This window comes from Hyalangium ruber, from assembly GCF_034259325.1.
Lineage (GTDB): Bacteria > Myxococcota > Myxococcia > Myxococcales > Myxococcaceae > Hyalangium_A > Hyalangium_A rubrum.
In genome coordinates this window covers 87,580-110,086 of the sequence record NZ_JAXIVS010000016.1, presented here as the reverse complement: position 1 = coordinate 110,086, position 22,507 = coordinate 87,580, and the positions used below count along the sequence as shown (strand labels likewise).

General features: G+C 68.4%; 20 protein-coding genes. 7 read left to right on the top strand and 13 right to left on the bottom strand.

The features are described 5' to 3' along the window. Positions 1-2: 2 nt before the first annotated feature. From SYV04_RS35855 to SYV04_RS35835, 5 genes are all read right to left on the bottom strand, one after another. Positions 3-2,009, bottom strand: a complete 2,007-nt coding sequence (locus SYV04_RS35855; protein ID WP_321550528.1) for a patatin-like phospholipase family protein — start codon at positions 2,007-2,009, stop codon at positions 3-5. A gap of 34 nt (positions 2,010-2,043) precedes the next feature. Further along, positions 2,044-2,970 carry an acetoacetate decarboxylase family protein gene (locus SYV04_RS35850; protein WP_321550527.1) on the bottom strand — a complete coding sequence of 309 codons (927 nt, stop codon included), beginning with the start codon at positions 2,968-2,970 and terminating at the stop codon, positions 2,044-2,046. 18 nt (positions 2,971-2,988) lie between these two features. After that, on the bottom strand, positions 2,989-4,041 hold the full coding sequence (locus tag SYV04_RS35845) for an alpha/beta fold hydrolase (protein WP_321550625.1): 1,053 nt from the start codon (positions 4,039-4,041) through the stop codon (positions 2,989-2,991). A gap of 166 nt (positions 4,042-4,207) precedes the next feature. Next, positions 4,208-4,969, bottom strand: coding sequence for a ParA family protein (locus SYV04_RS35840; RefSeq protein WP_321550526.1), 762 nt, complete (start codon positions 4,967-4,969; stop codon positions 4,208-4,210). A gap of 8 nt (positions 4,970-4,977) precedes the next feature. After that, the gene (locus SYV04_RS35835) at positions 4,978-5,466 is read right to left on the bottom strand and encodes a PilZ domain-containing protein (protein WP_321550525.1); all 489 of its coding nucleotides are present in this window, start codon (positions 5,464-5,466) and stop codon (positions 4,978-4,980) included. A gap of 233 nt (positions 5,467-5,699) precedes the next feature. Here SYV04_RS35835 and SYV04_RS35830 point away from each other — a divergent pair, with 233 nt between their 5' ends. The 3 genes from SYV04_RS35830 (at position 5,700) to SYV04_RS35820 (ending at position 8,936) form a co-directional block, all read left to right on the top strand. After that, on the top strand, positions 5,700-7,019 hold the full coding sequence (locus SYV04_RS35830; protein ID WP_321550524.1) for a pyridoxal phosphate-dependent decarboxylase family protein: 1,320 nt from the start codon (positions 5,700-5,702) through the stop codon (positions 7,017-7,019). A gap of 11 nt (positions 7,020-7,030) precedes the next feature. Further along, complete coding sequence (locus SYV04_RS35825; protein ID WP_321550523.1) at positions 7,031-8,167, top strand: DUF819 family protein; 1,137 nt, start codon at positions 7,031-7,033, stop codon at positions 8,165-8,167. A 79-nt stretch (positions 8,168-8,246) separates the two neighbouring features. Beyond that, entirely contained in the window at positions 8,247-8,936 is a 690-nt protein-coding gene (locus SYV04_RS35820) for a peptidoglycan-binding protein (protein ID WP_321550522.1), read from the top strand. Positions 8,937-8,945: 9 nt separating this feature from the next. Here the strand turns inward: SYV04_RS35820 and SYV04_RS35815 are convergent, their stop codons facing one another. The 5 genes from SYV04_RS35815 to SYV04_RS35795 form a co-directional block, all read right to left on the bottom strand. Next, positions 8,946-10,607: a hypothetical protein gene (locus SYV04_RS35815; RefSeq protein WP_321550521.1), complete on the bottom strand. Its 1,662-nt coding sequence runs from the start codon at positions 10,605-10,607 to the stop codon at positions 8,946-8,948. Then, positions 10,604-11,422, bottom strand: a complete 819-nt coding sequence (locus SYV04_RS35810; protein ID WP_321550520.1) for an ABC transporter ATP-binding protein — start codon at positions 11,420-11,422, stop codon at positions 10,604-10,606. The genes SYV04_RS35815 and SYV04_RS35810 overlap by 4 nt, the downstream gene beginning before the upstream one ends. Positions 11,423-11,480: 58 nt before the next feature. Continuing rightward, positions 11,481-11,858, bottom strand: a complete 378-nt coding sequence (locus tag SYV04_RS35805; RefSeq protein WP_321550519.1) for a response regulator — start codon at positions 11,856-11,858, stop codon at positions 11,481-11,483. A 138-nt stretch (positions 11,859-11,996) separates the two neighbouring features. Continuing rightward, the gene (locus SYV04_RS35800) at positions 11,997-12,932 is read right to left on the bottom strand and encodes an amidohydrolase family protein (protein ID WP_321550518.1); all 936 of its coding nucleotides are present in this window, start codon (positions 12,930-12,932) and stop codon (positions 11,997-11,999) included. A 13-nt stretch (positions 12,933-12,945) separates the two neighbouring features. Then, positions 12,946-13,176, bottom strand: a complete 231-nt coding sequence (locus tag SYV04_RS35795) for a hypothetical protein (protein ID WP_321550517.1) — start codon at positions 13,174-13,176, stop codon at positions 12,946-12,948. A gap of 308 nt (positions 13,177-13,484) precedes the next feature. On the opposite strand from SYV04_RS35795, the gene SYV04_RS35790 reads away from it, so the two are divergent. Further along, complete coding sequence (locus SYV04_RS35790; protein WP_321550516.1) at positions 13,485-13,757, top strand: hypothetical protein; 273 nt, start codon at positions 13,485-13,487, stop codon at positions 13,755-13,757. Between the two features lie 110 nt (positions 13,758-13,867). Here the strand turns inward: SYV04_RS35790 and SYV04_RS35785 are convergent, their stop codons facing one another. The 3 genes from SYV04_RS35785 to ggt all read right to left on the bottom strand — a co-directional run bounded on the left by SYV04_RS35785 (position 13,868) and on the right by ggt (position 18,547). Then, positions 13,868-15,931 (bottom strand): M3 family metallopeptidase, encoded by a 2,064-nt coding sequence (locus SYV04_RS35785; protein WP_321550515.1) that lies wholly within the window; start codon positions 15,929-15,931, stop codon positions 13,868-13,870. Between the two features lie 77 nt (positions 15,932-16,008). Next, complete coding sequence (locus SYV04_RS35780; protein WP_321550514.1) at positions 16,009-16,791, bottom strand: TatD family hydrolase; 783 nt, start codon at positions 16,789-16,791, stop codon at positions 16,009-16,011. 7 nt (positions 16,792-16,798) lie between these two features. Then, positions 16,799-18,547 (bottom strand): gamma-glutamyltransferase, encoded by a 1,749-nt coding sequence (gene ggt / locus SYV04_RS35775; RefSeq protein WP_422724005.1) that lies wholly within the window; start codon positions 18,545-18,547, stop codon positions 16,799-16,801. Positions 18,548-18,837: 290 nt separating this feature from the next. Between ggt and SYV04_RS35770 the strand changes: the two genes are divergently transcribed. From SYV04_RS35770 to glmS, 3 genes are all read left to right on the top strand, one after another. Next, positions 18,838-19,008, top strand: a complete 171-nt coding sequence (locus SYV04_RS35770) for a hypothetical protein (RefSeq protein WP_321550513.1) — start codon at positions 18,838-18,840, stop codon at positions 19,006-19,008. Between the two features lie 33 nt (positions 19,009-19,041). Then, positions 19,042-20,430, top strand: coding sequence for a bifunctional UDP-N-acetylglucosamine diphosphorylase/glucosamine-1-phosphate N-acetyltransferase GlmU (glmU, locus tag SYV04_RS35765; RefSeq protein ID WP_321550512.1), 1,389 nt, complete (start codon positions 19,042-19,044; stop codon positions 20,428-20,430). 159 nt (positions 20,431-20,589) lie between these two features. Next, the gene (gene glmS, locus SYV04_RS35760; protein ID WP_321550511.1) at positions 20,590-22,425 is read left to right on the top strand and encodes a glutamine--fructose-6-phosphate transaminase (isomerizing); all 1,836 of its coding nucleotides are present in this window, start codon (positions 20,590-20,592) and stop codon (positions 22,423-22,425) included. Positions 22,426-22,507 lie beyond the last annotated feature (82 nt).

Genomic DNA, 22,507 nt, shown 5'->3' with positions numbered 1-22,507 from the left:
AATCAGAGGGGGGCACTCGGTTCGCTCTCCGAGGCGGCCTTCTCCTTGGCGAGCGGCATGTAGACGTCCCAGAGGGTGCCGAGGAAGAACTGGCCGAACTGGGCGACCGCCTTGAGTCCCTCGGTGCCCTCGCGAGAAGAGCGCATGCTGGACACCAGCTTGAGGAGATCTCCCATGCCCAGCTTGAGGATGCCCGCGCCCACCACCGGGCCTCGCTCATCGGTGCCCTCATGGAGCCGGCAGTAGAGCCGGGTGGTGTCGTGCCAGAGGTCCGGCCCCTTCTCGTCGCGGATGGTCTTGGTGCCCGACAGATAGTACTCGCGGCCCTGGTGCTCGAAGGCCATGCCGTAGGTCATCAGCCGGGTGTTCGGGTCGTCGCCCGCCTTGAACAGGTTGAAGCTCCCCCGCTTCACGGGCAGGAAGTCCCCGAGCGGGGGATAGGAGATGTGGGCCACGAGCCGGGCCGCGTGCTCGGGGTCGCGGATGAACGCCTCCATGTCATCCACGCTGATGGTGGCGTGGAAGGTGAAGGGCGTGTGGCGTCCCTTGCCCGCACCGGAGAGCGGGTCTTGCTCGCCGAGTGCCAGGGGACCGGACATGGTCTCGCGGAAGGTGAGGTCGGGTGCGGATGCGGTCATCTGAGTTATCTCCGGTGTGAGCGGTAGGCCTTGTGTGCTGCGGGTAGAGAGGTAGCGGCAGGCGTCCGCGTACCCCATGTCGATGAGCGAGCCCGCGGTGATGTGGCCCGCGTAGAAGTCCGGGTCGAGCGGCAGGGGCTGCTCGGGTTTGACGAGGTGGACCACGATGGGCTGGCGGTGGCCGTGGACCTCCTCGCCCGCGCGGATGCGCGCGTTGATCTCCTCGATGCGCTCGAGCTGCGCGAAGAGCGCGCCATTCGCGCTCAGCTCGATCATGTGGACGTACTGGCGGAACACCCCGCGCTCATAGGTGGGCGTGTTGCCGATGCACCACAGCACCCACAACTCGTCCGCCCCGCGTCGCACCGCCTCGAGCAGGTTGGCGTCCTGGATCCAGACCGAGTCGGTGTACAGCGCCGCGCCCTTGCGCACGATGGGCATGAAGATGGGCAGGGAGATGCCGGCGACGAGCAGGTCCTGGTCCACCTGGGTGTGGGGGATGACCTCGTTCGTCTTGCGCGCGAAGTTGCAGACGTTGAAGGTGCCCTCCATCTCGGTGTTGGCGCGGATGGCGTCCACGTCGATGCCCAGGTGCGGGAAGACACGCTCGATGATGCCGTCCGCGTCCCCGAGCGCCTCCATGTCCCACGCCTTCAGGTACTTCTCAGGCGAGACGAAGGAGACGAAGTCCTTCACGCGCAGCGTCTGCCAGCGCTCGCACATCTGCTCGGGCGATTGGCCGGAGAGCATCATGGCCAGGTTGATGATGCCACCCGAGGTGCCATCGCCATGAGCGAAGGTGAGGCCCGCGTCCGAGAGGGCGCGGATGGCGCCGGCCTGCCACGCCACGCGCATTCCCCCGCCCGCGAGGATGAGGGCCCTGCGCCGCCCGTCCGCCGCCAGCGGGGGAGCCACAGGGCGTGGCTCTGGGGAGAGGCGCACCACGGGGGCGGATTTGAGAGGCGGAGACACGGCCTGTCGCGCGGGGCGGCGCGAGAGGCTGAAGTAGCCGAGGATCAACAACCCGGAGACGAGGTCGAACCCCGCGACCCCGAGGGCGAGCGGAGAGAAGAGGTCTCGGGCCACGCCCAGGCCCACCGCCACGCTCGCGCCGAGCTTCTGCAGGCCGGCCCACACGAAGGCGGCGGGGTTCTCCTTCCGGCGCACCAGCGCATGGAACAGCAGTCCTCCAAAGAGGACCATGAACATGCCGACGATGCCGAAGAAGTGGCGGCTCGCCGGACTCGACTCGGCGGAGAGGAACCCGAGGACGAAGCCCGGAGCGATGAGCTGCACGGCGCCGCTCACCACCGTGGCCGCGGAGATGGCCATCAGCAGCCATCGCAGCCACCGCTCGGTTCGGACGCTCATGACCGCGCCTCCACCCGCGGAAGGAGCGGGCGCTTCATGAGTGCAGCCCCATTCCGAGGTCCGCGCCGCTGTCGAGCCGACGGGGCTCGGGCTGGCTCGGCTCCTCACCGGGGGGCGATAGCCACTGCTGGCTCAGGCCGAGGTCCACCACGCTCTCCAGGCCCTCGGGCTGCGTGGCGGGCAGCTCGGGGTAGCTGAGGAACCAGCACTCGAAGTGGTCGTCCAGCACGCCGCTGGAGGCTGGGAGGAAGCCCACGAAGAACGGCTTGGAGGCGATGCCCAGCGACTTGAGCGGCTGCGCGCGTGGGTGCTGTCCCAACGTCAGCCGGGCCTTGGCCTTGCGCCCGAGGATGAAGCCGAACTTCCCGCGGAAGTAGATGAAGGACTTCATCAGCATCCCGCGGAACTGGCAGTAGTTGGCACCGCTGGCGCGTATGGGCAGCCACGAGCGCCGGGGTTTGTCGATCTCGATGCGCACCGCGAGCTGGCCGTCCTTGTCGTACTGGCTGCTGACCGTGCGCTCCGTGATTTGGAAGTCCAGGTTGGCCTGGTGCTTGGGCATGCCCCAGATGCCCTTGCCGCCCTTCACGGAGATCTCCGTGCTCACCGGCAGGTCCACCACGTACTGGCCCAGCCCGTAGTGCTTCTGGAAGAGGACTGGCAGCAGCGGCGGCGCGGACTTGGGCCCATGGGTGCAGGCGATGGCGATGCTGAACTCGATGTAGGGCCCGATGTCGGTGGTGCGGTAGTCGATGACGGTGACGAACAGCACGCCCTTGTTGCCCCACAGCCGCAGCGGATGCACCTCGTTGCCGGGCAGCAGCGCGGCGGCCTTTCGCGCGTCGATGGTGAACGCCGCCATCAGCGCGGGGGACGCCTGGGAGTTGATGGGGAGCTCGTAGGGAATGCCATCCACCTTCGAGTAGCGTCCCTGCTGCCGCTTGATTCGTCTGGGCATCATCCACATGGCGGTGCTCCTTCAGACCGGCTTGTCCAGCTCGGAGACGATGAGGGGGAAGACATCCCGGGCGGCGTCCTTGCCCATGAAGATGTCGAGGTGTCCGTACTCGGGAATCACATGCAGCGCGTGGTAGCCGGGCCGGTAGCGCGACAGATGCTCATAGGTGCGGCGCTGGCTCTCCGCCAGGAAGCACTGGTTGAGCTCCCCCGCGAGGAAGATGAAGCGCGCGTCCGTCTCCGGCGGGCGCTCGGACACGTCCTCGGGCAGCTCCCGGTAGCCCTCCACGGGGACCAGGTGGCCCGCGCGCAGGCACTCGGCCATCTGCTGGAAGAAGGTGAGGGGCACCTTGGCCAGCTCGTGCTTCAGCCACTCGTGCGTTTCGGGGTTGAGGTTCTCGTGCCGCCAGAGCGTCGGGAACCCCGTGCCGTAGGTGAAGCTCGCCAGCCGGCATACCGTGTTGTCGCACTCGTGGTGGGTGGCCTTCACCAGCAGGGTGATGGCCTTGGGGGTGAAGCCCTTCGCCTCGAGGCCCCACTGCGGATCCAAGTAGTGCGTCATCCTCGCCACGAGCGGCACGGCGTAGCGCGCCTTGAGCTGGGCCGAGCGCGGCACCCTCGGGTGCAGGGCGACGGCATTGCTGAGGATGACCTTCACCTGTGGCACGAGCCCCGCCACCGCCGAGAGCATGAAGCTCGTCGAGCCCTGGCAGTGGACGATGGCCTTCACCTCGTCCCGCCCCGTCTCCTGGACGATCTTCTGGATGGCCTTCGGGTGGTCGTGGACGGCTGCCTGGTCGAGCGTCCACTCGTTGGGTTCGAGGTCGATGCTCGCGCGCCAGTTCTCCAGCCACACGTCGTAGCCGGCCTCGAGCAGGGCATCGACGACCGTCTGCTTCACGGGCGCACGGAAGATGTTGGCGCGGACCCCCGCCCCATGGACCAGGACGACCGGTCCTTTGGTCGGCTCCCGGTGCCCCTGGATGTGGACGAGGTTGAGCGGGCGGCCGTCCCCTGCCTGGAAGGGGACGATGTGCTCCACGTAACGGGCCGCCGGAGTCGAATCGACTGGCATCACGGGTTCACGCTCCTCGGTGAGGGCGCACGGCGCTGCCGCCGTTCGTCGGCCTCGGACTGGTTTCTTGCGGCTAGATTGGGCACGGCGCCGATGTGACGGCGCATGCGGTGGCGGCTCGGTGGCCCGGCTCCTCAAGGGGGGCCGACCAGACGTGCCTCCGGCTTCAGCGCAGCCCGGCGCGGCGGCCCAGCTCTCGGGCCAGCTCGCGCAGCTCCTCCGCGCCCGGGGCGCTGGGGCTGGTATCGAAGACCACCTCGTAGCCGAGGCCGGCCTGGTTGATGGCCTCCGAGCGAGGGATGCGCATGCGCAGCACGGGCACGGTGGACTCCTTCAGCGCGGCGTCCATCGCGTCGTTGGTGGCCGTGGTGCGGCGGTCCCACAGGTTGACCACCGCCACCAGCTGGCCGCCCTCCTCGCGCACCTCGCGCCAGGCGGTTTCGATCTCTCCCAGCCCTTGCAGCGCGAAGGCGCCGGTGGGCACCGGAGCCGCCACCACATCGGCGGAGTGGAGCACTGCCTCGGTGAAGGCGCCGAGGCTCGGGGGCGTGTCGGCGATGACGATGTCCGGCGTCCAGCTCAGCGTCTTGAGCGCTCGGGGGATGGCTTGCAGGCGATGGCCCCACTGGAAGAGCTCACGTTCCAGCGTCGCCATGCGCGGGTGGGCTCGGGCGATGAAGAGGTTGGGCCGCTTGGGCGAGGCCACCACCACCTCCTCCAGCTTGTGGCGGGGGCGGGGACCGAAGGCATCCGCCACGCAGGGCACATCCGCGGGCTCCAGGCCCAGCACCAGCGAGGCGTGCGCCTGCGGGTCCAGGTCCATCAGCAGCACCCGGTGCCCGGCATCCGCCAGGGCGGCGGCGACGTGGACGCAAAGGGTGGTCTTCCCGACTCCACCCTTGATGGTGGAGAACCCGAGCATCGGCATCTGTCTGCTCAGCCCGGGATGCGCGAGAGGGCGGCGTCGAACAGCACCCCCTCCAGCCGCTCCCCGTCATGGTCGGACATGTTCTCGAACGAGAACGAGAGCCGGTAGTTGCCAATCTGCTTCTTCGAGGCGACCACACGCGCCCGGCCGATGATGGGGTCCATCCCATCCGGCATCCTCAGCGTGTAGCCCACCTGCTCGTTCTCCCCGGGAGGCTTGCCGAGCACGACCGAGAAGCCGCCTCGGGAGACGTCCAGCGTCATCGCGCGGACGATGCCCGAGTTGAGGCTGAGCTCGATCTGCATCGCCTGCGCGACGCGGAACGTCTGGCGCGCCATCTCCCCAGGCTTGAGCGTCATCCCCTGGGCCGCCGTCAGCGCGCGCGCGAACTGCTCGCGAGCGGTGAGGTACAGCTCCTTCTCCTCGGCGTTCAGCTGCTTCTGCCGCGCACGCTTATGGAGTGCGCGAAACTCCTGGAGCCACGCGTTGATGCTCATGGCGCAATGCTACGCGCCACCGCCAGTGAAGTGCATCTTCTCGGCGACTCCACTTTGGTGGCAGAGGCCCGCGCTTCCCCTGGAAGCTGCAGGGAACCGAGGATTTCCGGACAATGCTGTAAGGGATTGGAGCTGCAAGAGACGGCGCCCGCGACACGAAAACAGAGGACTCGCCGTGAAAAAGCAGCCGTAATCCGCCCGGCGGGCCGAGAGCGGCCGCGCGGGAGGCCCGGATGTCGAAGTCGCTGCCGAAGACGAAGCGAACGAAGGATGACGTGCTCGCCGAGCTGCGGGCGATGCACGCGGAGGACGCGCGGTGGAAGGAAGGCCGCACGTTCAGCCTCGTCTATTACGTGGACGAGGAGCACTCGCGGCTGCTGCGCGAGGCCTACGGCGAGTTCATGTCGGAGAACGGGCTGTCGCCCCTCGCCTTTCCCTCGCTGCGGCGGATGGAGTGCGAGGTGGTGTCCATGGCCACCGAGCTCTTCCAGGGCGATGCGGACGTGGCTGGCACGATGACCACGGGCGGCACCGAGAGCATCATGATGACGGTGAAGGCCGCCCGGGAGTGGGCCCGCAACGAGAAGGGCATCGCCCGCCCGGAGATGATCGTCCCCACCACGGTCCACCCCGCCTTCGAGAAGGCGGCGCACTACTTCGATGTCGAGGTGCGTCACGCGGCCGTGGCTCCGGACTTCCGGGTGGACGTGCGGGACGTAGAGCGGCTCATCACTCCGAACACGGCGCTCATCGTCGGCAGCGCCCCGCCGTACCCGCATGGTGTCGTCGACCCCATCACCGAGCTGGCCGCGCTGGCACAGGCGCGCGGGCTGCTGTGCCACGTCGACGCGTGCCTCGGGGGCTTCATGTTGCCGTTCGTCCGGAAGCTCGGCCGGGACATTCCTCCCTTCGACTTCTCGGTGCCGGGCGTCACCTCGATGTCCGCGGACCTCCACAAGTACGGCTACGCCGCCAAGGGCGCCTCGGTGGTGCTGCACCGCAACCGGGCGCTGCGGCGGAACCAGTTCTATACGTACTCGAACTGGCCCGGAGGCCTGTATGCCTCGCCGTCGATGACGGGCACGCGGCCGGGCGGTGCCATCGCCGCGGCCTGGGCGGTGATGCACTACCTGGGTGAGGAGGGCTACCTCGACAACGCGCGGCGCATCCTCGCCACGACGGACAAGCTGATCGCCGGCATCCGGGCGATCCCCGGCCTGCAGGTGCTGGGCTCGCCGCACATGAGCGTGTTCGCGTTCGCCTCGGATTCGCTCAACGTGTACGAGCTGGGCGATGCGATGGAGGCCCGGGGCTGGAAGTTGGACCGGCAGCAGTCGCCCCCGGCGCTGCACTGCATGATCACCCCGGCGCATGAGCGCGTGGCGGATGTGCTGCTCGCGGACCTGCGCGATTGCGCCTCGAAGCTCGCGGCGGGAGAGCCGGCGCCGGAGGGCAGCGCGGCGATGTACGGCATGGTCGGGGCCATTCCGGACCGCAAGCAGGTGGATGGCTTCCTCCTGGACTTCCTCGACGGCACCTTCGACCGCGCATGAGCGGCCTCGGGATGACCGTCCTCCAGGTGTTGTTCTGTCTGCTCTTGCCGGCGGGGGCCCTCTGGGCGGGCGAGCGCTTCCGCCTGGCGAAGTTCCTGGGCCCGGTGACGCTCTGCTACGTGGCGGGAGTGCTGGCCGGGAACGTGCCAGGGCTCCGGTTGTCCCAGGACACCTCGATGCGCGTGAGCGAGGCCGCCGTCCCGCTGGCCATTCCCCTGCTGCTGTTCTCCACCGACGTGCGCCAGTGGCCCAGGCTCGCGCGCTCCCTCCTCATCTCCTTCGTGGGAGCCTGTGTCGCGGCGGTGGCGGCAGCCGCCGTCGTGGGCTGGTACTTCCGGGATCGGACCGACGAGTGGTGGAAGATCGCTGGCATGCTGGTGGGCGTCTACGTCGGGGGCACCGCCAACATGGCCGCCATCGGGCGCGCGCTGGAGGTGCGCAGCGAGACGTTCGTCCTGCTCAACACAGCGGACCTGGCCGCGGGCGGCGTCTACCTCATCTTCATGCTCACGTTCGCGCAGCGGTTGTTGCTGCGCTTGCTGCCCCCGTTCACCGCCGCGCCGCATCATGAGGCCTTCGAGCACCCGGGCGAGGGGCTCGGCGCGTGGACGCGGCACCACCTGCGAGACATGGGACTGGGCTTCGGGCTCTCGCTCCTCATCGCGGTGGTGGGGCTTGGCGGGACGCTGCTCCTCGTCGAGAAGCTGGAGGCCGGTCCGGCGCTGCTGATCATCACCACGCTGGGCATCGTGGCCTCGCTGTTCCCCCGGGTGCGCACGCTCCGGGGCGCCTACGAACTGGGGGAGTACCTGCTCCTCATCTTCTGCGTGGCCATGGGCTCGCTGGCCGACCTGCGGATGCTGAGCGGGGGCAGCATGACCCTGTTCCTCTATGTGTGGCTGGTGATGGGGCTGGCCATCGTCATCCACACCGCGCTCTCGGTCCTGCTGCGCATCGATGTGGACAGCACGCTGATCTGCTCCACGGCCACCATCTACGGGCCGGCGCAGATCGGCCCGATGGCCGCCGCGCTGAAGAACCGGGTGCTGGTGGGGCCGGGCCTCACGCTGGCGCTGGCCGGCTTCGCGTTGGGTAACTACCTGGGATTATTGACGGCCTGGGGCCTCCGGTGGCTCGGAGGTAGGTAAAGGAAGGCTTTTTCAGCAACTCCGCGCCACCTCTGCCGATAACCCTCATGTAAGCCACTTCCGACATGAGGTCGTTGTCATGGTTGCTCCTATCTCTTCCAGCCGCGTCACCGCCCAGACTGCTCGTACCAACCTCCCCACCCTGCGTGAGGGCTCCAAGGGCCCCGCGGTGACGGATCTTCAGAACAAGCTGAAGGCCGCGGGCTTCAACCCCGGTCCCGTGGACGGCGCCTTTGGCCCGAAGACGAAGGCGGCGGTGGTGGCCTTCCAGCGCGCCCAGGGCATCAGCACGGACGGCGTCGTCGGTCCCCAGACGTGGGGCAAGCTGAACCGCACCGGTGGCGCGACGCCTCCCGCGCCGCAGCCGGGCCCTGGTGGCCGTGGCACCGCCGAGAACTTCGTGCAGCGCGCGCTGTCCCAGGCCGGTGACCGCTACATCTTCGGCGCCGAGGTCAACCTGAACGACTCGAACCCCCGCGCCTTCGACTGCTCGGAGCTGGTGCAGTGGGCCGCGCACCAGGCGGGTGTCTCCATCCCGGACGGGACGATGAACCAGCTGCCCCACGCGCAGCGCGCGGGAACGACGATGTCCGTGGAAGAGGCGCTGCGCACCCGCGGCGCGCTGCTCTTCCGCCCCGGCCACGTCGCCATCAGCCTGGGCGATGGGCGCACCATCGAGGCCAAGGGCAGCGCCTACGGCGTGGGCGTCTTCAGCGCCCACAACCGCGGCTGGACGGCGGGCGCTCGCGTCCCCGGCCTGCAGTACTGAGTTCCGCCGCTACTCCCGGGTAACGGCGCGCAGGACGATCTCCCGGCGCTGCTCCAGCAGGCGCAGCGCCAGGGGAAGCACGGCCCGGTAGAGCACGGCGTACAGCCCGGCGAACAGGGCGATCATCGCCACCGTTTGCAGCGTGGGCCCCGACTTGCCCGCGAGCCGCAGCGCCCAGCCGAAGGGCATGCAGCCCACGCTCGCGGCGACGATGCCCAGCATGGAGGCCATGAGCGGCAGCTTGTCGCGGCGCTTCAGGCTGGCGTGGAACTTCACCGGGAAGTACAGCGACAGGAAGTTGCCCGCGGCCAACAGCACGGGCACCACCGCGGCCACCGAGGCCACCGCGCACAGGAAGTCCACCCACGTGCCGTGGCCGAAGTAGACCCGGTAGAACAGCCCCACCAACAGCGCCATGCTCAAGCCCGCCGTGCCCTGCACCAGGTTCTTGGCGCGGAGCACGTCCGCCAGTTCCATGGGCGCGGTGAGGAACACGGCGAAGCCGTGCCCGTCATAAGCGAACGTGTTCTGCGAGAAGGTGGAGGAGATGACGACGGCGCCATAGACGGCCAGGCCGCCCATCAGCCACGCATCCGCCGACTGCCCGAGCAGGTACACGAAGAGGGCGCGTCCGGACAGCAGCTTCAGGAGGATGGCGAGCACGAACGGCACGGAGATGAGCAGCCGCGCGCGCGGGTTGCGCCACAGGTCCAGCGCCTCGCGGACGACGAGCGTGCGGAAGCGCGTGGACGTCCGGGCGAACGGATCATTGTCGCCCGACTCCTTCATCGCCGGCCCCGCGCGCCCCGCCTGGCGGTGGAAGCGCAGCAGCAGGATGTAGGCCACCACCAGGCCGACGAGGGCGAAGAAGCCCAGCCCAAACGACTCCATGGTGGCGATGCGCAGGCGCCCCAGGGCGAGCTGCCGCAGCGAGTCCCCGAAGAAGCCACTGGGAACGCGGCCCAGCGCCCGGGCGGCGTTGACGATGATGCTCATGTCCAGCCCGCCCACGCCGGCCTCGCCCATCACCTCCGTGAGCCACGAGGTGTCCACGGGAGGGATGAACGAGGCGGCGACGAGGAACAGGACGAAGCCGCCGCCAATGATTTCAGCGCTGCGCTTCTCACGCAGCACGTTGAGTACGGCATAGAGGCCCACGCGGCTCCAGGCGGCGCACAGCAGCGCGAAGAGCACGTAGTTGAGCGCGGCCATCCACGGCGCGTGCAGGCGGTACACCGAGGCGTAGCCCACGGCGGCGCCCGTGAGGGGCGCGTAGAAGACGAGCGCGCGCGGCTCGAAGAGGCTGGCCACGGTGGAGGAGATGAGCAGCCGGAAGGGCGAGATGGGGAAGGCGGCGTACCGGCTCAACTCCGAGTGGTCATCCACGCCCGCGGACAGCAGCGGCCAGGTCACCCACACGGCGGCGGTGACGAAGCACAGCAGGTTGAGGATGAAGTAGGGCCACACGTTGCTCATGGCCACGGGCCGCAGCCGCATGAGCCCGAAGAAAACGAGCCCGAAGAAGAGCGCCGGGGCGCTCGAGGCCACGAAGGTGGCCACCGCCAGGAGCTTGCTGGGCCGACCGGAGCCCCGGTTGAGGCCGATCTGCAGCCGCAGGCCCCACAAGAGCCACAGGTGGCGGAAGAAGCCGGGAGCGGGAGGCGGGTTCACGCGGACTCCCGGCGCAGCGGCACCACGGGGGCGGGCGCATCCCCATAGAAGGACAGGCGCGCGTTGCGGGCCGCCGGCACGGAGATGAGCTTCTCGAAGACGGCCTCCAGCGAGGACACGCCGTGGCGGTTCATCAGCTCCGGCACCGTGCCCTGGTCCAGCATCCGCCCGCCCCGGATGATGCCGGCGTGGGTGGCCAGCCGGTCGGCGATCTCCAGCACGTGCGTGGTGAGCAGCAGCGTGACGCCGCGCCGGCTCAGCTCCCGCAGCAGCTCGCGGATGACGCCGGCGGCGAGCACGTCGATGCCCTCGAAGGGCTCGTCCAGGAAGATGAGCTCCGGGGCGTGAATCAGCGCCGCGGCGATGGCCAGCCGCCGCCGCATGCCCTTGGAGTACTCGGCGACCAGAGAGCCGGCCTTGTAGGTCAGCTCGGTGAGCTCCAGCAGCTCGGCGGCGCGCGCGGCGGCCTCATCTCCGCTCAGGCCGAACATGCGGCCACAGAAGGTGAGGTACTGCCGGCCGGTGAGCCGCTCGAAGAGGCTCAGCTCCTCGGGCACCATGCCGATGCGGCGTTTGATCTCCAGCGGCTGGCGGACCGCGTCCATGCCCAGGAGCTGGATGGAGCCGGCGTCCGGGCCATACACGCCCGTGAGCAGCGCGAGGGAGGTGGACTTCCCGGCGCCGTTGGGGCCCAGGTAGGCGTAGAAGGCGCCTCGGGGAATCTGCAGGTCCAGGCCGTTGAGCGCGGTGAAGCTGCCGAAGCGCTTGACGAGCCCGCGGGCGTCGACAGCCAAATCAGAAGAGGGGAGCGACATGGAGGGCCCCAGTCTCGGACGACCGAGCCCCCGCCGACAATCCCCCCTCCGACCGACGTCAGTGCATCAGGGGCATCTCGGGCGGGCCGACGATCTGCTGCACCGTCATGCGCACCTTGTCCAGGTCCACCGGCTTGGAGATGTAACCGGCGGCGCCGACCAGCTCCGCCTCCCACTCGAAGCCGTAGCCGGAGATGATGATGATGGGCAGCCCGCGCGCCCGGGGCATCTTCTTGAGCGCGTCCAGCAGCCCCCAGCCGCTCATGACGGGCATGCGCAGGTCCAACAGCACCGCGCTGGGCATGTCCTCTTCGAGGAAGTCCAGAGCCTCGCGGCCGTTGGCCGCCTCGACGGTGGCGTAGCCCATTTCCTCGAGGGCATCGCAGATGAGCGTGCGGTGGCTCGCGTCGTCGTCAACGACCAGGATTTGCGACATGGCGGGGCCTCGGTGCGACAAGCTGCGGGGGTGGTGTGCTTCTATGGACGCAAAGATGGGATCGATTCCCGCTTTGCGGAAGGGGGGGATCCATTTTTCAACACCTTCTTGCTCAGCAAGTGAGCCACCGCCTCGACTTCACCCTCCGAAAAGACGCAGCGCGTTCTGCCCCAGCAGCCCCGCCTCCACCGCGTCTCCCAGCCGCAGCCCCAAGAGCTGCTTGAGCTCGCGATCCCACGCGTAGGGCAGGTTGGGGAAGTCCGTTCCATAGAGGATGCGCTCGGGGCGCACCTCCAGGGCTCGACGGGGCAGGGAGATGGGGAAGTAGTCCGCCATCGCCATGGTGGTGTCCAGCCAGAGCGTGTCGTAGCGCTCCAGCAGGCGCGCGTAGGCGTCGAACTCGTCGGCCCCCATGTGGGGCACGCACAGCTTCAGGGTGGGGTGGTCCCGCAGCACCCGCTCCACCCGCTCCGCCGAGCAGAGGGCGTGAGGATCGCACTTATAATGAGGGCTCGCGGGCTCGCGGCCGGCGTGCATGACCAGGGGGCGCCCCGCCTGGGCACAGGCGGCGTACACCTCGTGGAGCTCGGGCGCATCCGGGGCGAAGCACTGGACGTGGCAGTGCAGCTTCACGCCCTTGAGCCCCGCGGCGAAGGCCTCGGCCAGGATGGCGGGAGCCCCCTCCTCTCCGGGGAGCACGGTGGCCAGCCCCAGCACGCGCGGCTCGGCGTGCATCACCTCGGCCATGTAGGTGTTGAGGAGCCGCGCCATGCCGGGCTTGTGGGAGTAGGCCAGCGCCACCACCCGGCTCACCCCGCGCGACAGCAGGAAGGCCAGCACCTCGGGGGTGTGGAGCTTGTAGCGGATGGGCCAGCCGTACTGCTCGAACCAGCGCCAGATGGCCTCGAAGACGCCGTCCGGGAACAGGTGGACGTGGGCATCCACCACCGGGGGGAGCCCCGCAGGCAGTCTGGGCCCCTCTTCATCCTGGAGCGCGGTCAGTGGCAGCGAGCGGCTGGGGTCCAGCCAAACGGAGGCGGCGCCGAGACACCCCTGGGCTTCATGGGAGGCCATACGGAAGGGGAGGCTACTCCTTCTTGGGGCCAGGCCCCTTCTCCTGGTCGACGCGGCGCAGGAAGTCCTGCTGCTGCGAATAGCCTTGGCGCTCCAGGCGCTGGGCCTCGATGAGGTCCGCCACCTTGGCGCAGATCTGGCCCATGGTGCGCAGGGACTCGGCGAGCACCTTCTCCACCTGATCCTGGGCGTCCGGCCGCTTGAGGATGCTCCTGTCGCGCCGGAACAGCAGTGGCAACTTCATAGCCCGCTCAATCTAAGGGATGCCTCGCCCTGGTGCCAGCCGCAGGCCCTCGGACCGGGAGGCAGAGCCCCTGATCGGCTGGCAGAGCGGTTGACGCGGAGGGTCAACCATCAACAGGTTTACAGGTCGGCAAATTTACAAAATGGACCCCGCACCCCTGGGACTTGTACCGAAAACCGATCGAAGCATCCATTAACCAACGGAAACTCCAGGCCTTTGACGAATTTTCAAGGGGGGGGATGACGCGGAGTTAATTCGTGTTTAGAGTGCTCCAACATCATTCCCACTTTCCCTTGGGGGGCTGCGCGATGGCTTACGACGGCGAGCTTGTAAAGATGGAGAACGGTCGCTGGGCGCGGTTCCAGCGGTGCCGGGTGTACCGGCCGGGCGTGGACGACGCCGGCGAGACGATGATGCTGATCGCGGTGGAGCTCGAGGAGCGCTACCAGCGCATGCTGGACAACGTGGCGGATTCGTTGGCCCAGTACCGGCAGCAGGGCATCCCCGTGCAGGTGCGCATGGATCCGGACTCGCAGGACGTCACGGTCCAGCCCGAGCGGGTCGAGATCGCCGTTCACTGAGCGTGGGGCCGCCCTCGGGCGGCTCGATGTTCACCGCTTAACAGCACACGGGCCCCGCGCCTTGACTGGCACGGGGCCCGGCTTTTTTACGACGCGATGCGTTCCGGCGCTCAGGTGCCGTTGAGCCAGCGCTCGTAGGCCTCGAAGCCGTAGTCGCGGCCGAGGAAGTCCTTCACCAGCACGGCCGCATCCTTGGCTCCGCCCGGCTCGAGCACGGCGCGGCGGTAGCGCAGGGCGGGGGCGGGGTTCATCAGCCCCTCGGTCTGGAAGGGCGTGAAGAGGTCCTTCGCGATGACCAGCGACCACATGTAGGTGTAGTAGACGGCCGAGTACCCATCGAGGTGGCCGAAGGACAGGTGGAAGTAGGTATCCGGGGCGTACTTGAAGGGGGTGTAGCGCTCCTGCAGCTCCTGGATGGTGGCGGTGGTGTCCAGGCCCTTGGGGTCGCGGTTGTAGAAGCGCAGGCTGGTGGCCGCGTAGAACATCTGCTGGCGCACCCACAGGCCCTTGCCGAGCTCATCGGCGCGCTTCATGCGGGCGATGGTCTCGGTGGGCAGCGGCGCGTTGGACTGGTGGTGCCTGGCGAACGTCTGGAGCGACTCGGGCGCCCAGGCCCACTCCTCGAGCATCTGCGAGGGGGCCTCGACGAAGTCGTGCTCGGTGCGGGTGCCGGACACGCCCGCCCAGCGCGTGTGGCCGCCGAGGATGTGGTGCAGCAGGTGGCCGAACTCGTGGAAGAAGGTCTCCACGTCGCTGTGCTGCATGAGGGCCGGCTCGGCGCCGGGCTTGGGGAAGTTGCACATCAGCACGCCCTCGGGGAGCGTCTTGCCGGCCTTGCCGCTGGCCAGGTCCCACTGCGCCGCGTGCTTGTACTTGTCGGCGCGCGGGTGCATGTCCAGGTAGATGCGGCCCAGGAGCTTGCTGCCCTCGTAGACGTCATAGGCCTCGATGTCCGGGTGCCACACCTGGGCGTCCGGCAGGGGCTTGTAGGTGATGCCGAACATGCGCGAGGTGATGTCGAGCACGCCCTGCCGCACGCGCGTGTATTCGAAGTAGGGGCGCACCGCCTGCGAGTCGAAGCTGTACTGCTCGGCGCGCACCCGGTCCTCCAGGTACGCCTGGTCCCAGGGGTTGACGACGGTGGCCTTGGGCTCGTCCTTGCGCTTGCGCGCGAGCAGCGCGTCGTAGTCGCTCTTGGCGCGGGCGGCCGAGGCGGTGGTGATCTTCTCGATGAATTCCGCGGCGGCCTTGTCGCTGCGGATCATCTTGTCCTCGGTGATGAAGGAGGCCCAGCTGGGGTAGCCCAGCAGCGTGGCGATCTCATGGCGCTTGGCGATGAGGCGCGAGAGGGTGTCCAGGTTCTTCGGGTGGCCGCGCTTGCGGAAGGCGCGCCAGAGGGCCTCGCGGGCCTTGGCGCTCTTGGCGTACGTCTGGAAGGGCAGGTAGTCCGGGGTGTCGGTGGTGATGCGCACCTTGCCGTTGGTCCCGGCGGGGTGGGCGCGCACGTAGTCCTCGGGCAGGCCCGCGAGCTCCTTCGGGTCGAACTCCACGGAGCGCACGTCCTCGCGGATGTTGCGGCCGAACTCCTGGCCGAGCTTGATGAGCTCGTCGTTGAGCGCCTTGAGCTTCGCGCGCGTGGCCTCGTCGCGGTCCACGCCGCCTCGGCGGAAGGCCTTCAACTCATTTGTGACGTAGTGCCGCGTCGCCTCGTCCTGACCGTTCAAGTCCAGGCTGGCGAGGACGTCGTAGACGCCTCGGTCCAGGTCGATCTCCGCCTGGACCTTGGCGACCTGCTGCTCGCAGTCCTCGGCGGCCCTGCGCAGGGCCTCGTCCGGGTGCGAGTTCGTGGCGATGGCCGAGCGTCCGGCGGTGTCCGCGAGCAGGGCGCTGGCATCGTCATAGAGGCCCAGGGCCACGGCGGTGTCCCGAGGCGCGGGCAGGGCCTTGAAGCGGGCAAAGCCCTCCTGGGCCTTCTGGATGTCCTGGCGACAGGACTCCTGGAACTGGGCCACGGTGCCCGTGAGGTGACGCGCCGCGTCCACCCCGAGCGGCGCCGGCGCCGCGGGGGAGGGCGATGCCTGAGCGGCGGCCTGGGGCGCCGGAGCGTTGGCGGTGGAGCTGGCGCACCCTGCGAGCGCAGAGGCAGCCACGAGAGCGAGTGTGAGACGACGCACGGGGGTATTCCCCTCCAGTGAAATGGAGACAGCCTTCTTCAACTCGCCGCCCAGGAGAGCATTCCCAGGGAGGGAAGTCAGTCCTTGAGCTGGAAGAAGCGCTCGGCGTTCTCGTAGGCGACGCGCCGCACCACCCGCTCGGAGAGGTTGGCCTTCACCAGCAGGCGGGCCAGGCGCGCCAGTCCGAGGATGTCTCCGGCTCCATCGCCCGCGTCCGAGTTGAGCAACAGCCGCTCGCTGCCAAGCTTGCGCACCAGCGCCACCGCGCGCTCGGCCTTCAGCGCCTCCGGGTGCAGCGTCAGCCCCGCCCAGTGGCCACAACCAAGGATGGCGCTCACCGTCCGGCCCGTGGCGTGGTCCACCAGCACCCGCGAGGGCAGCACCCCCGAGGTGCGCAGCAGCACGAGGATGCGCCGGGTGTGGCGCTCCTTGTCCCGCGTGGGCGTATGCACCACCACCCGCAGCTTCAGCCGCCGCGCCAGCGCGAGCTGCTCCAGGAAGGCTTCCTCCTCCTCCTCGCCTCCCGAGTGCAGCCCCGTCTCGCCCAGCGCCACCACGCGCCCGCCCTGGAAGTAATCCGGCAGGCTGGAGAGCACCTCGGACAACCCGCGTCGGGGGATGCAGCGTGGGTGTACCCCGAGCGCCGCGTACGCGCGGATGCCCAACCGCTCCAGCCTTGGGAGCTGCCGGCCCACCAGATCATCGAAGTGCTGCCGCAGCGCCTTGGGCGTCGGCTCCGCGAAGTGGTGGGCCACCACCAGCGCCCGCTCCACCCCGAAGAAGCGCATCGACTCGAGGTCCTGATCGCTCAGGGACTCGGGGTGCAGGTGCGCGTCGAAGAGGGGGAGCAGCTCGGGCACGGCGTCCTCAGTCCTGACCCAGGGCCATGCCCTCGTTGCGAGGATCACTCGCCGAGTAGCGCAGGTTCGTCTTCGGGTCGCTGTGTACCGCCTCCGCGTCGCCCCACACGATCAGCCGCCGGAGCTTGTGGCCCTTGGCCTCCAGCGCCGACAGCGTCGCCGGCTCCGCGCCGAACTGGTCCACCCACAGCTCGTCCGGCAGGTACTGGTGGTGCAGTCGGCCCTCGCCCACCGCCTGCGCCACGTTCATCCCTCCGTCCACCATGTTGGAGATCGTCTGGATGACCGTGGTCGAAATCGACGGGCCTCCCGGGCTGCCCACCGACAGCATCACCCGCTTCGGGTCCTCCTTGGCGAACACCAGCGTCGGAGACATCGACGACAGCGGCACCTTGCCCGGCTGGATGGCGTTACCATCGCCTGTCACCAGCCCGAAGACGTTGGGCACCCCCGGCTGCACCGAGAAGTCATCCATCTCATCATTGAGCAGCACCCCCACGCCTTTGGCCACCACGCATGAGCCGAACGCGTAGTTCAACGTCGTCGTCAGCGCCACGGCGTTGCCGTCCTTGTCGATGACCGAGATGTGCGTGGTGTTCTTCGGCTCTCGTGGCGGCGTGCTGGACGGTACGCTCTCCTTCAGCGGCAGCAGGGACGCGCTCGGCGTCGCCTTCTTCGGATCGATGCTGCCCGCCAGGTCCGCGATGTAGCCAGGCGACAGTAGCCGCTCGAGCGGAATCTTCACGAACGCCGGGTCTCCCAGGTACTTCACCCGGTCCACGTACACCCGCCGCAGCACCTCCGCGTACAGGTGCAGCGCCTCCGGGTCGCGGAAGCTCATCTGAGGAAGCAGCTTCTCCATCGCCGCCAGCACCTGCACCACGGTGATTCCTCCCGCGCTCGGCGGTGGCATGGTGAGGATGCGGTGGCCGCGGTAGCTGCCCTCCAGCGGCTGGTGGCTGCGCGTCTTGTAGTCCTTCAGGTCCTCCAGCGTGAGGATGCCTCCGCCGGCCTTCACCGTGTCCACCATCGCCTGGGCGATGGGGCCCGCGTAGAAGGCCTTCGCGCCGCGCTGGCTCAGCTGCGTGAGCGTGCGCGCCAGCTCCGGCTGCCGGAGCACATGGCCGATGGGCGGTGCGTCCGGCACCCCCTCCGAGTTCTTCACCAGCAACAGGCGCGAGGCCTCCGGATCCTTGCGCAGGCACGCCAGCCGGTCCGTGGCCATCTGATGGTACTTCGGCGTCACCCAGAAGCCCTTGCGCGCCGCCTCGATGGCCGGTGCCATCACCACGGCCGGCTTCAGCTTCCCGTGCTTCTGCAGCAGCTCCAGGTAGCCCGCCACCGCGCCCGGCACCGCCACGCTCAGCGCCCCGTCCGTGGACAGCCCCGGCACCACCTGTCCGTCCTTCACGTACATGTCCCGCGTGGCCGCCTTCGGAGCCACCTCGCGGAAGTCCAGCACCCGCGTCTCTCCCGTCTTCGCCTCATGCACCAGCGCGAACCCGCCGCCGCCCAACCCTGAGTGATACGGCCCTACCACCGCCAGTGTGAAGGCCGCCGCCACCGCCGCATCCGTGGCGTTGCCTCCCTGCTCCAACATCTTCAGCGCCGCCGCGCTCGCCATCGGGTGCGCCGAGGCCACCGCGCCGCCCCGGTACGGCCGCCCCGCGTGCGCCGAGGCCGCCACCAGCACCACCACCGACACCACCACTTGCACGGCGTAATGCGCCGCGTTAGAGACAGACCGCCTGGACACGACGTTGCTCCTCACTGGTTGTGTTGGCTCGCCAACACTCCCTGGGCACCCAATGCTGGACATTCGGCACTTTGCTTCGAACCTCTTGAACCGCGGCCGGGATTCAGGCTCCTTGCCGCCGCCGTTCGGGGGGGATTCGGTGCGTCAGTATCCCCGAGCCCAGTGCTGGGTGTGGACCAAAGTCGTGGACCCAGCACGGGATTTCAGCGTGGCAGTAGATTTCTACTTGTGTGAGTGTAGGAATCCGCACATGATGGAAAACGCCATGAGTCGCTAACCGGGGTGAGATTATGAGCACCACCGCCGTCAAGCCCATGCAGCAACCACCTTCACCTCAACAGGAGGTCAAGGTGTTCTTCCGCCCGCACTTTGGGATCAAAGCCCAGGGTTGTGGACTGTCAGTAGATGTCAGTGCCCGCCAGGAGAAGGACAAGGAGCGCGAGAAGCCCAAGCGCGGTTGACGATCAGAACGGCTGTCCCTATTTCTCCGCCGCATGTCCTCTCCCCTCGCGGCGGTGGTGTTGTGTGCCGGCAAGGGCACCCGGATGAAGTCGGAGAAGGCGAAAGTCCTTCACCCCATCCTGGGCAGACCCCTGTGTGCATATCCCTTGAAGCGTGCGCTCGAACTGGGCGCCTCTCCGTTGGTACCTGTGGTGGGCCACCAGGCCGCCGAGGTGGAGAAGGCCATCCGGGCGCAGCTCCCTCAAGCCTCCTTGCGCTTCGCGCTCCAGAAGGAGCAGCGCGGCACCGCTGACGCGGTCCGGTCTGCGGAAGCCTCGCTGAAGGACTTCTCGGGGCGTGTCCTCATCCTTTATGGCGATGTGCCGCTGCTGCGCCGCGAGACGCTCGAGGCGCTGCTCGCCGCGCACGAGGCCAGCAAGGGCGTGCTCTCGCTGGTGGGCACCACCTTGGAGGATCCGACGGGCTACGGCCGCGTCATCCGTGAGGGTGGCAAGGTGACGCGCATCGTCGAGCACAAGGACTGCACCCCGGAGCAGCGCAAGGTGCGCGAGTGCAACGCCGGCATCTACGTGGTGGAGTCGTCCTTCCTCTGGAGGGCGCTGGCGGAGATCAAACCGCAGAACGCCCAGGGCGAGTTCTACCTCACGGATCTGGTGGAGATGGCCGCTCGGCAGGGCCCGGTGGGTTCGGTGGACGCGGACGCCACGGAGACGGCCGGGGTGAATGACCGCGTGGAGCTGGCGGCGCGCGCCCGAGTGATGCAGCAGCGCATCAACGAGCACCACATGCGCGCGGGCGTCACCCTGATGGATCCCGCCACCACCTTCATCGAGGACGACGTCACCATCGGCTCGGACACGGAAGTAGGTCCCATGGTGATGCTGGCGGCCGGCACGGTGGTGGGGCGCAACGTCACCATCGGCCAGGGCAGCGTGCTCACGGCCTCCAGCGTGGCGGATGGCACGGCCATCAAGCCCTACTCGGTCTTCGAGGAGGCGAAGGTGGGCGAGCGGTGCATCATCGGCCCGTTCTCCCGGCTGCGCCCCGGCACCGAGCTGGCCGAGGAGGTACACCTGGGCAACTTCGTCGAGACGAAGAAGGCCCGCATCGGCAAGGGCTCCAAGGCCAGCCACCTGTCGTACCTGGGCGACGCGAAGATCGGCGCCGGGGTCAACGTTGGGGCGGGCACCATCACCTGTAACTATGACGGGGTGAACAAGCACGTCACCGAGCTGGGCGACGGCGTGTTCATCGGCTCGGACACCCAGCTGGTCGCGCCAGTGATCGTCGGGGACGGGGCGTATGTCGGCGCGGGGACAACCGTGACGAAAAATGTACCGCCTGGGAGCCTCGCCGTGTCCAGGGTGCCACAGGTGAACAAGGAGGGTTGGGTGGCCCGGAAGAAGCAGCGGCAGGGCTAACCCCCTGAAATCAGGGGCGGTTCCCGAGCACCGCCCGCGTCACCTAGAATGGCGCGACTCTTGCTCGGTAAGAATTCGTCAAACGGAATTCAGCAGTGACTTGGGCAGTCCCGCGGAGTGCTTCGGCGGGCGTGGGCGAGTGAGAGAGAGGTCTGACCTATGTGCGGGATCGTTGGTTATGTCGGTGACAAGGAGTCGGCTCCCATCCTGGTGTCCGGCCTGAAGAAGTTGGAGTACCGGGGATACGACTCGGCGGGCGTGGCGGTGGTGAACCGCAACACGCTCAACGTGGTGCGCGCCACCGGCAAGCTGCGCAACCTCGAGAACCGTGTGCAGCAGGAGGTGCCCCAGGGCACCATCGGCATCGGCCACACGCGGTGGGCCACGCACGGCCGTCCCTCGGACGAGAACGCGCACCCGCACTCGTACAAGGGCGTGGCGGTGGTCCACAACGGCATCATCGAGAACCACCTGGCGCTCAAGGAGGAGCTGCGGGCCAAGGGCCACGTGTTCTCCTCGGAGACGGACACCGAGGTGTTCGCCCACCTGATCTCCGATGAGCTGGAGCGGGGCGTGGATCTGGTGGACGCGGTGCGCCTGGCCATCAAGCAGGTGAAGGGCACCTACGCGCTGGCCGTGGTGAGCGCCAGCGACCCGAACCGCATCGTCTGCACCAAGGACTCCTCGCCGATGGTGCTGGGGCTGGGCCAGGGGCAGAACTTCGTGGCCAGCGACGTGCCGGCGCTGCTCGAGCACACGCGCGACTTCGTCTACATGGAGGAGGGCGACCTGGCGGTCGTCACCGCGCAGCGCATCGACATCTACAACCGCCAGGGCAACATCGTGAACCGGCCCACCCGCCGCATCGACTGGACGCCGATGATGGCGGAGAAGGGCGGCCACAAGCACTTCATGCACAAGGAGATCTGGGAGCAGCCTCGCGCCGTGGCGGACACGCTGCGCGGCCGCATGCTCCTGTCCGAGGGCGACATCCACTTCGAGGGCTGGAACCTGTCGCCCGAGAAGGTGCGCTCGCTCACCAAGATTACCATCCTGGCGTGCGGCACCTCGTGGCACTCGGGCATGGCCGGCAAGCACATGATCGAGACGCTGGCGCGCCTCCCCGTCGAGGTGGAGCTGGCCAGTGAGTTCCGCTACCGCGACCCCATCGTCGACCCGACGCACCTGTCGATCGCCATCAGCCAGTCGGGTGAGACGGCCGACACGCTGGCGGCGTTCAAGGAGGCCAAGGCGCGCGGGGCCATGTCCCTGGCCATCTGCAACGTGATGGGCAGCGCGATGACGCGCGAGGCGGAGATCTCCGTGCTCACCAACGCCGGTCCGGAGATCGGCGTGGCGTCCACCAAGGCGTTCACCACCCAGCTCGTCACGCTCTACATGCTGGCGGTGAAGCTGGGCCGGATGCGCGGCACCCTCACGGTGAAGGCCGCCCAGGAGCACCTGACGCACCTGACCGAGATCCCGAAGATGATCGAGGACGTGCTCAAGTGCGAGGCCTCGGTGAAGCGCGTGGCGCGCGAGTTCATGAACTCGCAGGACTTCCTCTTCCTCGGCCGCGGCCCCATGCACCCGGTGGCGCTCGAGGGCGCGCTGAAGCTCAAGGAGATCTCCTACATCCACGCGGAGGGCTACGCGGGCGGCGAGATGAAGCACGGCCCCATCGCCCTCATCGACGAGAAGATGCCGGTGGTGGTGATCGCCCCGAAGCAGCCGCACGTGGCGTACGAGAAGATCATCGGCAACATCGAGGAGGTGCGGGCGCGCGGCGGCAAGGTCATCGCCGTCATCGACGAGGATGACAGCCACGTGGCCGGTCTGGCGGACCACGTGATTCGCATCCCGCCGGCCTGCGCGCTGCTGGCGCCGGTGGTGGCCACCATCCCGCTGCAGCTTTTGGCCTACCACGTGGCCGAGATGCGCGGGAATGACGTGGACCAGCCGCGCAACCTCGCCAAGAGCGTGACGGTGGAGTAGTCGCCGCACTGTCGGTGAGACAGAAGGGTCCGGGATCGCTCCATGCGGTTCCGGACCCTTTGCCTTTTCAGCCTCCGGAGGC

Excerpts from the sequence above, each read along its gene's own strand:
- glmU (WP_321550512.1), top strand. The coding sequence starts at position 19,042 with ATGTCCTCTCCCCTCGCGGCGGTGGTGTTGTGTGCCGGCAAGGGCACC.
- SYV04_RS35795 (WP_321550517.1), bottom strand. The coding sequence starts at position 13,176 with ATGAAGTTGCCACTGCTGTTCCGGCGCGACAGGAGCATCCTCAAGCGG.
- SYV04_RS35770 (WP_321550513.1), top strand. The coding sequence starts at position 18,838 with ATGAGCACCACCGCCGTCAAGCCCATGCAGCAACCACCTTCACCTCAA.
- SYV04_RS35830 (WP_321550524.1), top strand. The coding sequence starts at position 5,700 with ATGTCGAAGTCGCTGCCGAAGACGAAGCGAACGAAGGATGACGTGCTC.
- SYV04_RS35805 (WP_321550519.1), bottom strand. The coding sequence starts at position 11,858 with ATGTCGCAAATCCTGGTCGTTGACGACGACGCGAGCCACCGCACGCTC.
- SYV04_RS35835 (WP_321550525.1), bottom strand. The coding sequence starts at position 5,466 with ATGAGCATCAACGCGTGGCTCCAGGAGTTTCGCGCACTCCATAAGCGT.
- SYV04_RS35820 (WP_321550522.1), top strand. The coding sequence starts at position 8,247 with ATGGTTGCTCCTATCTCTTCCAGCCGCGTCACCGCCCAGACTGCTCGT.
- SYV04_RS35855 (WP_321550528.1), bottom strand. The coding sequence starts at position 2,009 with ATGAGCGTCCGAACCGAGCGGTGGCTGCGATGGCTGCTGATGGCCATC.
- SYV04_RS35825 (WP_321550523.1), top strand. The coding sequence starts at position 7,031 with ATGACCGTCCTCCAGGTGTTGTTCTGTCTGCTCTTGCCGGCGGGGGCC.
- SYV04_RS35845 (WP_321550625.1), bottom strand. The coding sequence starts at position 4,041 with ATGCCAGTCGATTCGACTCCGGCGGCCCGTTACGTGGAGCACATCGTC.
- SYV04_RS35800 (WP_321550518.1), bottom strand. The coding sequence starts at position 12,932 with ATGGCCTCCCATGAAGCCCAGGGGTGTCTCGGCGCCGCCTCCGTTTGG.
- glmS (WP_321550511.1), top strand. The coding sequence starts at position 20,590 with ATGTGCGGGATCGTTGGTTATGTCGGTGACAAGGAGTCGGCTCCCATC.
- SYV04_RS35790 (WP_321550516.1), top strand. The coding sequence starts at position 13,485 with ATGGCTTACGACGGCGAGCTTGTAAAGATGGAGAACGGTCGCTGGGCG.
- SYV04_RS35840 (WP_321550526.1), bottom strand. The coding sequence starts at position 4,969 with ATGCCGATGCTCGGGTTCTCCACCATCAAGGGTGGAGTCGGGAAGACC.
- SYV04_RS35810 (WP_321550520.1), bottom strand. The coding sequence starts at position 11,422 with ATGTCGCTCCCCTCTTCTGATTTGGCTGTCGACGCCCGCGGGCTCGTC.
- SYV04_RS35850 (WP_321550527.1), bottom strand. The coding sequence starts at position 2,970 with ATGATGCCCAGACGAATCAAGCGGCAGCAGGGACGCTACTCGAAGGTG.